We start from the raw sequence: 10098 nt of genomic DNA on the forward strand, positions 1-10098 counted from the left end.
GTCGTTTGCTCAGTTGTTTGAGTAACCCCGATTCGCCCAGAATATCCTCTGGCGTCTGACAGTCTGCCAACAGCTCATCGAGCATCTCATCCACGCGGTTAGTCTCTTTTTTCTTTCGTGCCATGATGCGGTCTCCTGAATTAAGGGGATTTTAGACCGCTTACACAAAATCCTGATCACTCTCCACAGGCGTGTCGGAGTGCAGTTGGAGACATTGATTCAGGCTCAACGTTTGTCTGAACGACCCAGGCGGTATGCATGATGTGTGCTCCACTGCTCCACTTAAGAGATCTTTAGGTTCTGCCCAATGGTTCAAATCAGCGGCACAGGGGACTAAGAACGAAGCGGAAAGCATCTCAGTAAGCCCGCTACATTTGAATGGTTATGCCGCATCCTATCATCTTCATACTTCAATCACTCCTGGCTTACGAACGCTCTCTGGACTATGGCTCCAGGAGTTCGGGGACAGCCCTTTAAAATACTCTAGTCCTATTAGTTGGGCAAACTCGTAAGCCCTATCCTGTCCATCCGTCATGAGGCATTTTTGCAAAACTTCAAAACTCTCAGGAGATTGCGGAATCCATTGAGCTAAAAGCTCTATATCAGGGTTATTTGGTGGGCAAGATGGGGCAAAATCGCCAAGTTCCTCCGAGAAATCATCCCACCAGTGTTGAAATACCATCCGGTGCTCTGCATCCTCATACACTTCAATCGTCCAGCCGTGATCCTCGCCATAGGAATAATGCAGCAATATCCCGGAATTTGCTTGAACGATCGCTGGCAGAGCTTCCCAATCCTGCCCCCCTGGAACAAAACTTGTCCACTGGCTACTTGAAGGGAAAACAATCCCTTTTAATCCTGCCCTTTGCAACAACTGAACAGCATCTTCTTGAGAAGCTTGACGTAGATGATATGACTCACTAAATTCACTCATGCTGGCTTCACCCTTAATACAAACAGATGAGGTTCAGACTGCCTCTCCACTAGAGACTAAGAAGCATAACGGCGAGCGTCACTGACGGTAGATAGCTCTAGGTAACCAATCCGTCCGATGCACGCAAGGGTTAGCTGGCGAGCGTTAAGGCAGGCAACGTAAAGTGCTAAAGAGTTGTAGAGCTTCCTTCGTCAATCTACCCTACAGACAAGCGATCGCACTCAGGAAAAAGTTAAGAAATGACTGCTTTATGAAGATAGTTCTGAGCATGCTCAACCATGCCCCATATAAAGTCATCCTCAATAACAAGACAGTGCATCGGGGATAATGACATTACAGTTATTCCATCAATGCAAGAATATTTATCCTTCTCATCGCTCGGGATATCACCACCGTGATGTATGAGCCGATTTCGCACTTTACTGCTCCCTCCTGGCACTTTCACATACACAATACTCTGGACAGTTTTTCTGAAACCTTTGATTTTGCGTGCGCTTCGCGCACGCAAAATCAAAGGTTTCAGAAAAACTGTCCGAACTAATGATACAGGAGGGCAGTTAAACAAAAAAACTATAGCTGCTCAGAACCTATTGGTTAAAGAGAGTGCCTAGGAGCAGAGGGTAAATCAGGATGCTGGATCAAAAGTTATGATGCACAATCTCTATTAAAAAACATCGTAGTCCTGATTCTCTTAGATTTTGCAGATAGTGTTCTGATTCACTCCTAGCACCTGCCCAAACTATAGCAATTCCCTCTTTGTGAACTCTAACCATAAAATTAATTGATTGCTTTTCAGAAATGCCAATCACTCTCACCAGGGTATTGACAACATTCTCCATAGAATTAATGTCGTCATCCATTAAAACAATTGCATGCGTCTCAGATCCGCTGAAGATTCTTCTAGAAGAGGTTGGCTCTATTACACCGCTCCTCTGCTGAGTAAAGCGTATCAGCACGTAAATGACGACACCAAGAATAGCAGATACCAGTATCCACACAAAAAACTAGCTTATATAGAGTGTTCTAAACATAACGCGATCGCAGGGGGTTTCGGACCAGATTGTTGAGTTTTCCTAGGATTACAATCCTGGGAAGCCATACATCACCATTGAAGAGGCTTTGTTCTGCTTCCTCGTGCAAACATTCTCTTACACCTCACTTCTTTAGATATCTCCACGGTGCTGTGATAGGTATCTACCCACTGTCCCAATGGCATTAGTTCGGACAGTTTTTCTGAAATCCTTGATTTTGCGTGCGCTTCGCGCACGCAAAATCAAGGATTTCAGAAAAACTGTTCAGAGTATTGCAATGGGAAAGTTTGAACAGATTCCGAACCAGTATGTATCCCAACCTTCAAGTACAAAATGACCATCAGGAGTGACGACTATTGTAAGAGCATCAAAATAGGCTTCCCAATTTGTCACAAAGAACGCACAGGCAATATGCATCGTGTAACTATAGGGATTGGAAAATGGTGATGGATGCGTGCGTTAGCACGCCTTAATTGCTTAGACAAAGCTATTGAGGCTTTTGATTAAGCAATTCAACTAGAACCATCTACTGACTCTTGGTATCGGAAAGCAGAGATTCTGGTTCAATAGCAGCAGTTTCATCTAGCAATTGAGGCTTACGACCAAGCAACCAAGCAACTGGGTTGGAGTCAGACTGTGGCATATTCTGGTACCAACGAGGATTAGCTCTCGTGACCTAAAGCAATACCGAAGCCCGACAGAGCTGCGATTAGGCTGTTTCTTTTGACCCACGTTATAGATATGTTCTTTATAATTGCTATGCTTGCTACGCAAATAGTTACCCAAGTTAAAAATTGCAACTTGAAACCTTTTCTGTAGTCATCGCCCTGCCTCTAAAACAGGCTGAGCAGCATAACGGTAGAGTTAGGCGACAGCAGATAACTTTAGATACTCAACAACCTTTAATCGTCTGCACCAACACACGGTTAAGCAGTTTCAGCAACTATAAATCCAGAGTAGATATAGCAAGGTGGGGAGGTCAGCCCGGACTTTCCCATCTCATCATTGACCCGTTTCTGCAACACAACTTGCTAAACTGCACTGCTTCCTTATCAGCGATTACATCTGTTTAGAACGTGTTACGTGTTGCTAAACGATTGAGCTTCTTTTCTACCATTCGGCAGGGGCCTAGGCTTGGAAAAGTTTTTACAGTATGAGGGTTCCCTTCCACATCTTTGTAATCCTGTCTTAATAATATGAGCTTCCTTTCGATCGAAGAACTGAAAGAACTCGTTGAACAGCCGCAAGGGTTGTGTGTATCAATTTACATGCCGACCGTGCAGCTTAGTTCAGAAACTCAGCAAAACCCTGTCCGCTTCAAAAATCTACTTCAGCAGGCAAAAGCAGAGTTAGAAAAATATGAATTGCACTCGGCTGATCCAAACCAATTTCTTCAGCCCGCTAGTGAACTGGATGAAAATGAATTTTGGCAGCAGCAGAACGCAGGTTTAGCTTTATTCATTTCAGAAGGGTTCTTCCGTTTCTACCAGGTGCCGATCGATCTCATTGAACTGGTAGTCGTAAGCGATCGCTTTCATCTCAAGCCGCTAATTCCGCTGTTGAGCGGCGATGATCGCTTTTATGTTCTCACGCTTGGTCAGCGTGATGTGCGCCTTTTGGAAGGCAATCGCTATGGCATCACCCGTGAAATTGAAATTGAAGGCTTGCCGAAGAGCATGGATGAAGCCTTGCAGTATGACGAAACAGCGAAGGATGAGCAGCGCCGCCAGGGAGCGGGTGCAGGTCGTTCAGCTTTGCAAGCAGGTGGCTCCTATCACGGACAGGGCGGCGAGCGCGAAAACGTTAAGGAAGATTTGCTGCAGTATTTCCTGTTAGTCGATAAGAGCCTACACGAATTTTTCCGCAATCGTCGATCGCCCCTTGTCTTAGCTGGCGTTAGCTATTTGCTGCCGATTTATCACGAGGCAAATACTTACAATTTCATTGTGGAAGAAGGGATTCAGCACAACACAAAGCAGCTAACGGCGGAAGAGCTTCATGCAGAAGCTTGGGCGATCGTAGAGCCACAGTTTGAAGCAGACCAGGAAAAAGCGATCGATTATTATCATGAGTCAATTGCGGCTGGCAAAGGCTCAAATGACTTGAATGAAGTCATTCAAGGGGCATTTTATGGTCGTGTAGAACAGCTTTTTGTTCCGGTTGGCGTACAAAGATGGGGACATTTTGACCCGGGCTCAATGGAACTTGAGATACACAATGAGGCTCAGCCTGGTGATGAAGATCTGCTCAATGCAGCAGCAATTCAGACGATCTTTCACGGAGGAGCAGTCTATGCTGTTGAACCAGAAAAAGTACCAGACAATACCCCTGTTGCAGCAGTATTTCGCTACTAATTAACCTCAGTTCGGGATAAGCTGCAGTGCTCATTTTGGCGTGCGCAAAGCGCACGCCAAAATGAGCGTTTTCGAGTGCCGCGCGTTGCGCGGCACTCGAAAACGCCCTTAACCCGAACTCAGGTTAATTAGTAAGAAAAGCGAGAATTTCGAAGAATCTGTTTAGGGGGAAGGTAACGAAGCTGCAACGAAGTAGCCAGGCGATACGTAGTTCATCCCAAAAAATTTTATCTTTCAGATTTCGTCTCAATTGGCTAGAGCAAGCTGCTTAACGAGCGTGTTGAGCGGTTGTTATGACTTTTGAAATGAAGCCGGCATCTTTCTGCAATCCGTTCCAACATGATTGTTATACGCCGAGCACACCGAGAATAGCCTCTAAATCCGAGAGGTCTTCAAAGTTGTGTGGGTGCTCGACTCTTCCCCCTACTGCCAAAAAATCATAGCCAAGGTCAGCGCTCGCCTTCTTATCCCATGGCGCATCGCCGAAGTATGTTCGCCGCGTAAAACTGCCGAACACGCCCGCTTGCCGCTCGGCTAACCGCATAATCTCAGTTCGTGCTACTGCGTCAGACGATGTAGCAAATGGTAAACCTTCAAATTCGATCCCGACTGAACTCAGTTTCATTTCGGCAGTCTCGCGCCAGCCTCCAGTCGCGAAGGCAATCACGACTTCGGAACTCGAGCGAAGCTTGCGGATCAGCTCAGGAGCACCGGAAATGGGTGTTAATCCTGTTGGCTGTTTTGCGATGTAATCCTGCATGAGGTCAATAAAGCAACTCTTGACTCGCTCGAAAGCCTGCGGCCTCTCATCTACTGATACATTGTTTTGCACCAGCACCTCTTCGAGAACACCACTATCCGTGCGCTGCTGATAGGACTGCCAGGTTTCATCAACCGGCACTCCAAGCTCAAGCCTAATCGCACGGGCGAATAGATCACCATCGACTCCGTAGGAATCTACCAGCGTTCCATCAATGTCGAACATTACTAGATGCAACGGTTGCGCGTCCTTGACGTATAACGGTTCCAACCACCCGCCGTTAGTAACCGCTGGAAATTCATGAAGAGGCTGTGTACGGTCGGTGTGCAACGGGATTGTTATGCCTTCACACGGTAGAAATCATACGGCTGCCCCTTAGTTCCCGTCGCTAACACCCCACTGAAATTCCATCCTATAGATTTCTTCTATTAAGTGGGGAACTCTAACCTCTAAATCATTAGAAACCAGGAATTGATCCAGGATCCGTTGAGCTTCGGCAAGAGCCTCATTACCCGCAAAACCACCAGTATGAAAGATTAAGCAATTCACTTGACTTAGACGGGCAGCTAGAAGTTGCAGAAGCGCCATGAGTATACGATTGCCGCCATAAGCTCCGCACCCCCAAAAACCTGTGTGAATAAGCACACTTGCTTGCTGACCCAGTTCTAACTGCGACTCGATACGTGCTGCCAGAAATCCAGTGAATGCTGTTGTGAGAATGTATTCAATCTCCTCTAGCTTATAGGAGCCGTAACCTTCTGAAGGAGCCTCCATTGCAATGATGTTTGTGATTGTCGGTGGATTAAGAGGTTGTGTTGCTTGTTTGATAGCATCCAGTGGAGCTCGCGCGAAATTGTTGCCATAAAGGCCATAGGGGCGGCCCTGTTGTGGATTGTTGTCAGTAGCAATTGCGCATCTGCGTTCAACTCCACGAATGAGGATAGGGGTGGGTTGTCCATTCTCTACTGTTAATGGCTTAATGTCTTTATCCAGCAGTGCTTCTCGTAGTGAACCCAAGGCAGGGTGCTCAGCTACCTGCATCTCGTCCTGAGCAAACAGAGGACCACCATACGCACAGAAAAGATCGTAATGAGCAAAGTTAAGATACCACTCCAACTGAGTACTATCCTGGGACGGCTCATAACCAAAGTAATCCTCTCGCTCATCAAGGTTAGTCTGATACTTAGAAGGGAAAAGAACTTGTGGAAGTGGCATTGCAGACCAACGGGAAAACACGAGTTGACCGTTATGAGTACATCCCGTTGGACAAGCGATTTTGTAAACAATCTTCTTGTTTGCGTCATGTAGTTGCGGTGGGTAGGCATCTACCAAATCTTGTGCTCTAAATATGTGCCGACAAATCAGGCTATGTGACAAATTATCCATATCTCTGCCATTCCAATATTAAAAAACCCATTGCTCTTCAACTATATCGATACCCATTGCCATTCCAATATTAAAAAACCCAATGCTCTTCAACTATATCGATACCCATGATTAAGGCATAACGGCAAAAATCAGCGGCAGTAGAGGCTAACAACGAAGCAACTTGACTCTGGCTGTCTCTTTGAAGCGGAGTAGCAACCTTGATAATGCTTCTGCTAGGTTTAGAGTTTCTGATCGATTAGGTGGTTTTCCATGCAACCCTCTCCTGACTTGTCTGCTCAAGATGCAGCTAACCGTGCATTTACTACCCATATTTTGTGGCAAGAAGGTTATGAGGGTATAACTGATGAAGATATTTTAATTCAATGCGATCGTGCTATTCAGCTCAACCCCAATGATTGGCTGTTATGGAACATTCAAGCCGAATCATTTCACCGTTTAGGATTTTATGATGCTGCACTTCATTCTTACGATCAAGCTCTAAAGCTCAATCCCAAGTCAGCATCCGCTTGGTTCTTCAAAGCGTGTCTGCTAGGAGAGCATTATCAGCAGTATTCAAGTTCGTTGAAAGCTTTCGAAGAATCTCTAAGGCTGGAACCTGATAACTGGGAAGCTTGGCATAATTATGGAAATTGCTTGGCACGCCTTAATTGCTTAGACAAAGCTGTTGAGGCTTTTGATCGAGCAATCCAGCTAGAGCCATCTGCTGACTCTTGGTATCGGAAAGCAGAGATTCTGGTTCAACAGCGGCAGTTGCATCTAGCAATTGAGGCTTACAACCAGGCAATTGCCCTGGAGCCAGACTGTGGCGAATTCTGGTACCAACGAGGATTAGCTCTAGTTGACCTACAGCAATATACCGAAGCCCGACAGAGCTACGATCGGGCTGTCTCTCTTGACTCACGTTATAGATACGTTTTTTATAATTGCTATACTTGCTACGCAAATAATTACCCAAGCTAGAAATCGCAACTTGAAACCTTTTCTGTAGTAATCGCCCTGCCTCTAAAGCATACTAAGCCGCATAACGACCAAGCTCACCGGACACAGATAACTTGTGAAACTAACCGACAACTTTCGATGTTCCGGTGCAGCGACTGGTTAGCCCTCAGCAAGTACCTCATCGCTCAATACGTTCAAGCTCTTCACGAACAACTCTACGTAATGTTTCCTCTAAAGGTTCTCGGTTCTGCTGAATATGCTGACGCAAGGCTTCGTTAATCATCGTTTGATAATTGCCTCCGCCTGCACTGTGAACTTGTTCACGAAACCATTCCAAAACCTCGTCATCTAAGCGAATTGTGATGCGAGTTTTTCCAGGTGGCGTTGGGTCGATTGCCCCTCGTTTACCCTGACTAAAATCATATTCAGCTTCCATACTCATCCCTCCTCATACTGCTGCCGTTCTTGTCGGGTTGCTTTGCGGGCAGAGATGATCCGGATCTCATCGTCCCGCATCGTGTATACAACCACCAAAACTCGTGCAAAGGCATCAACCCCGATCGTGACAAACCGTTCCTCATCAAACCGCTCATCTGGAATCGTAATTGCCAGATCGTCGGAGAAAACGGATACTGCATCAGCGAAGTCAATACCATGCTTGCGAAGATTGGCTATTGCTTTGTCCCTATTCCATTGATAAGCCATCTCAATTATAGTATGCACACCTGTACATACTACCAAGGGCAAGCTTTGTTACCTCTATTTGCTCTGCAATTACCCAAGCAGCTACCCCTGATAGATCTGAACGCAATTGCTTTGCCGCTAACGGATAAGCTTGATGCACAGTCCCAACCGAGGACTAGAGGGCTAACGGTTCCCATCACCCGCCGCAGACAGTGCTTGCATCATAACCAATCATTTTCGACGGTCGGTGTGCATGGGAATTGTTAGGCATCTTGGGGCGATTGCCGCCTGATTAAGTAAAACAGTTGAATTCCCCAAGGTATTCTAGCCGGTAATTTGTTCCGGTGACTGAGCGCGGATTGTCGAACTCGTTTTTGTCTGCAATCACAAAGACATTTATTCTGTCAACTCTGAGTGCTACAGCACGTTCACAAACCGCGTCAAGATAGTTTTCCGAGTATGAATGCTCAGCAACAAACGATCGAATATCCGATGCTTCGGAATCGTCAAGATAGCTAATCTCAATCCAGTCGTGGTCGTAAAACACCTCTCCCTGTTCTTCAGCGAAACGATTGATCGGAGCTTCATCATCTCCATAATGCTCCATAAAATAGTCTTCAAAAGCGCTGGATGCGAACACGCCAATCCAGATGTGAGAGACTTCCATTGCCATCAGTTTGTCTCGGTCTCCTAACTATTTATTAGGCATCTGATAGTTTTCCCAGGAACTCTGTCCAACTATCGTCGGCAGACTCGGCGCGAATCCACGCTGCTGCGACCGCTTCTGGGTCAATAGTCGGATCGACTACGATCGCTAGCGAGCCGCTGTCAGAGTACACCCACATCTGCCCAACGCGCTCCACGAGTCGGCGAAGTAAATGTAACTCTAACACCAAGTCCCCGCGAATGGTAAACGAGTCCCCGACACCACTCGGTCGCCTGCTCATCATAAGGGACAATTAAGTGCCAGTTCGCCGCCGCTGTCTAACGCCCCGCTTCACCCGCCGCTAGTAACCCCTCGGACTCAACAAATAATTTACCAACGGTCGGTGTGCAAGCGGATTGTTAGCAATTATCTTTGATACGCAAGTAGCAGAATATTGATAGATGGAATATACACTGAGATAAAGCGCTCTGTAATAGCATCCTTAAGCAAAATGCGCTCTGCGCTACTAATCCTCGGCTGCAGCTCCTGGTTGCTATAAGTATCGCCTCACTTTGTCGAACTCTTGCTGAAAGTCTATGGAGTTGCTCATAAAATAGCATCTGTGAATCGTTAACGACCTTTTGCGAGCCTCAATGCAGTTTCGATTCTCTCAAGACAGAATTGCTCAATGCTGTCAGCATGATTCCAAATCAATTGACCATTCCGAAGCTCGTGAACAGGAGGATTATCTCCTTCAGAAGCACGAATAAATGCATAAATGTATCCCCCATGAGCTGCGAAAAAGATGATGGCATCTAAGGATATCAGGGTCATCGGCAGGTTATATTCTTCCATTGCTTCCTCAAACCATTCACGGTGGGAGTCCTTTACATCACTCCAGAAATACCTATCCGAATCAAGGAATCCACAACGGTTTCCACACCATAAAAGAAATTCTCGGTATGCATCAGGCAGCTTTAACTTCAAATCGTTCTCTAAAAGTTCAACTTCCTCCAGCGAACAGGGCCGATTTTTATAGATATCTTTATTAAGCTGCTCAAGTTCTTGGAACCGTGCTTTTGCTGCTTCAAGATACATTATGCCCCCAGGTATCTAAGTAGGCTTTCAAAGCTGCCTTGGGTTGCCAAGTTTTTTGGTGATAGGTAAGGATGGTGAACCGTAAACACCTTTCTCAAGTTCAACACCTAGAAATTCATTCTTCCACAGTTCAATAATCGGACTTGATTGCTAATTAAACTCAGCGAGGCTGTCACCAGCCCCGCTGGTCTTCAAAACCGGACGTGAATTGTTTCAATTCATCCGGCTCCTCAACAGTTTGGTCGTTGTCATCGATACCTTAT

11 protein-coding genes and 1 pseudogene are annotated in these 10098 nt (G+C 46.1%); 2 read left to right on the plus strand and 10 right to left on the minus strand.

Annotated features, from left to right (window positions below; translation table 11 throughout):
- From NDI52_RS33895 to NDI52_RS33905, 3 genes and pseudogenes are all read right to left on the minus strand, one after another.
- Positions 1 to 124, minus strand: a pseudogene (locus NDI52_RS33895) (IS256 family transposase); the annotation flags it as partial.
- A 279-nt stretch (positions 125 to 403) separates the two neighbouring features.
- The gene (locus NDI52_RS33900; RefSeq protein ID WP_190774809.1) at positions 404 to 934 is read right to left on the minus strand and encodes a hypothetical protein; all 531 of its coding nucleotides are present in this window, start codon (positions 932 to 934) and stop codon (positions 404 to 406) included.
- Positions 935 to 1572: 638 nt separating this feature from the next.
- Positions 1573 to 1932 carry an ATP-dependent Clp protease adaptor ClpS gene (locus tag NDI52_RS33905; protein ID WP_347280066.1) on the minus strand — a complete coding sequence of 120 codons (360 nt, stop codon included), beginning with the start codon at positions 1930 to 1932 and terminating at the stop codon, positions 1573 to 1575.
- A 1229-nt stretch (positions 1933 to 3161) separates the two neighbouring features.
- Here NDI52_RS33905 and NDI52_RS33910 point away from each other — a divergent pair.
- Positions 3162 to 4319 (plus strand): hypothetical protein, encoded by a 1158-nt coding sequence (locus NDI52_RS33910; protein ID WP_190774811.1) that lies wholly within the window; start codon positions 3162 to 3164, stop codon positions 4317 to 4319.
- 346 nt (positions 4320 to 4665) lie between these two features.
- On the opposite strand, the gene NDI52_RS33915 is transcribed toward NDI52_RS33910, so the two are convergent.
- Together NDI52_RS33915 and NDI52_RS33920 are read right to left on the minus strand one after the other, a co-directional pair.
- Positions 4666 to 5304 (minus strand): HAD hydrolase-like protein, encoded by a 639-nt coding sequence (locus NDI52_RS33915; RefSeq protein ID WP_190774812.1) that lies wholly within the window; start codon positions 5302 to 5304, stop codon positions 4666 to 4668.
- A gap of 150 nt (positions 5305 to 5454) precedes the next feature.
- Positions 5455 to 6294: a hypothetical protein gene (locus NDI52_RS33920; protein ID WP_190774813.1), complete on the minus strand. Its 840-nt coding sequence runs from the start codon at positions 6292 to 6294 to the stop codon at positions 5455 to 5457.
- Between the two features lie 423 nt (positions 6295 to 6717).
- Between NDI52_RS33920 and NDI52_RS33925 the strand changes: the two genes are divergently transcribed.
- Positions 6718 to 7428 carry a tetratricopeptide repeat protein gene (locus NDI52_RS33925; protein ID WP_190789454.1) on the plus strand — a complete coding sequence of 237 codons (711 nt, stop codon included), beginning with the start codon at positions 6718 to 6720 and terminating at the stop codon, positions 7426 to 7428.
- 157 nt (positions 7429 to 7585) lie between these two features.
- Here the strand turns inward: NDI52_RS33925 and NDI52_RS33930 are convergent, their stop codons facing one another.
- The 5 genes from NDI52_RS33930 to NDI52_RS33950 form a co-directional block, all read right to left on the minus strand.
- Positions 7586 to 7843 (minus strand): BrnA antitoxin family protein, encoded by a 258-nt coding sequence (locus NDI52_RS33930; RefSeq protein WP_190774815.1) that lies wholly within the window; start codon positions 7841 to 7843, stop codon positions 7586 to 7588.
- A gap of 2 nt (positions 7844 to 7845) precedes the next feature.
- On the minus strand, positions 7846 to 8112 hold the full coding sequence (locus NDI52_RS33935) for a BrnT family toxin (RefSeq protein WP_190774816.1): 267 nt from the start codon (positions 8110 to 8112) through the stop codon (positions 7846 to 7848).
- Between the two features lie 271 nt (positions 8113 to 8383).
- Positions 8384 to 8764, minus strand: coding sequence for an immunity 22 family protein (locus tag NDI52_RS33940; protein WP_190774817.1), 381 nt, complete (start codon positions 8762 to 8764; stop codon positions 8384 to 8386).
- A gap of 28 nt (positions 8765 to 8792) precedes the next feature.
- Positions 8793 to 9041: a hypothetical protein gene (locus NDI52_RS33945; protein WP_190774818.1), complete on the minus strand. Its 249-nt coding sequence runs from the start codon at positions 9039 to 9041 to the stop codon at positions 8793 to 8795.
- A 326-nt stretch (positions 9042 to 9367) separates the two neighbouring features.
- On the minus strand, positions 9368 to 9835 hold the full coding sequence (locus NDI52_RS33950) for an SMI1/KNR4 family protein (protein ID WP_190774819.1): 468 nt from the start codon (positions 9833 to 9835) through the stop codon (positions 9368 to 9370).
- Between the last annotated feature and the right edge of the window lie 263 nt (positions 9836 to 10098).

It is taken from the genome of Leptolyngbya sp. PL-A3, from assembly GCF_039962325.1.
Lineage (GTDB): Bacteria > Cyanobacteriota > Cyanobacteriia > Elainellales > Elainellaceae > Vacuolonema.

Bases quoted from the DNA above. Each gene is read 5' to 3' on its own strand.
- NDI52_RS33900 (WP_190774809.1), bottom strand. From the start codon at position 934: ATGAGTGAATTTAGTGAGTCATATCATCTACGTCAAGCTTCTCAAGAA.
- NDI52_RS33910 (WP_190774811.1), top strand. From the start codon at position 3,162: ATGAGCTTCCTTTCGATCGAAGAACTGAAAGAACTCGTTGAACAGCCG.
- NDI52_RS33915 (WP_190774812.1), bottom strand. From the start codon at position 5,304: ATGTTCGACATTGATGGAACGCTGGTAGATTCCTACGGAGTCGATGGT.
- NDI52_RS33920 (WP_190774813.1), bottom strand. From the start codon at position 6,294: ATGCCACTTCCACAAGTTCTTTTCCCTTCTAAGTATCAGACTAACCTT.
- NDI52_RS33925 (WP_190789454.1), top strand. From the start codon at position 6,718: ATGCAACCCTCTCCTGACTTGTCTGCTCAAGATGCAGCTAACCGTGCA.
- NDI52_RS33930 (WP_190774815.1), bottom strand. From the start codon at position 7,843: ATGGAAGCTGAATATGATTTTAGTCAGGGTAAACGAGGGGCAATCGAC.
- NDI52_RS33935 (WP_190774816.1), bottom strand. From the start codon at position 8,112: ATGGCTTATCAATGGAATAGGGACAAAGCAATAGCCAATCTTCGCAAG.
- NDI52_RS33940 (WP_190774817.1), bottom strand. From the start codon at position 8,764: ATGGCAATGGAAGTCTCTCACATCTGGATTGGCGTGTTCGCATCCAGC.
- NDI52_RS33945 (WP_190774818.1), bottom strand. From the start codon at position 9,041: ATGATGAGCAGGCGACCGAGTGGTGTCGGGGACTCGTTTACCATTCGC.
- NDI52_RS33950 (WP_190774819.1), bottom strand. From the start codon at position 9,835: ATGTATCTTGAAGCAGCAAAAGCACGGTTCCAAGAACTTGAGCAGCTT.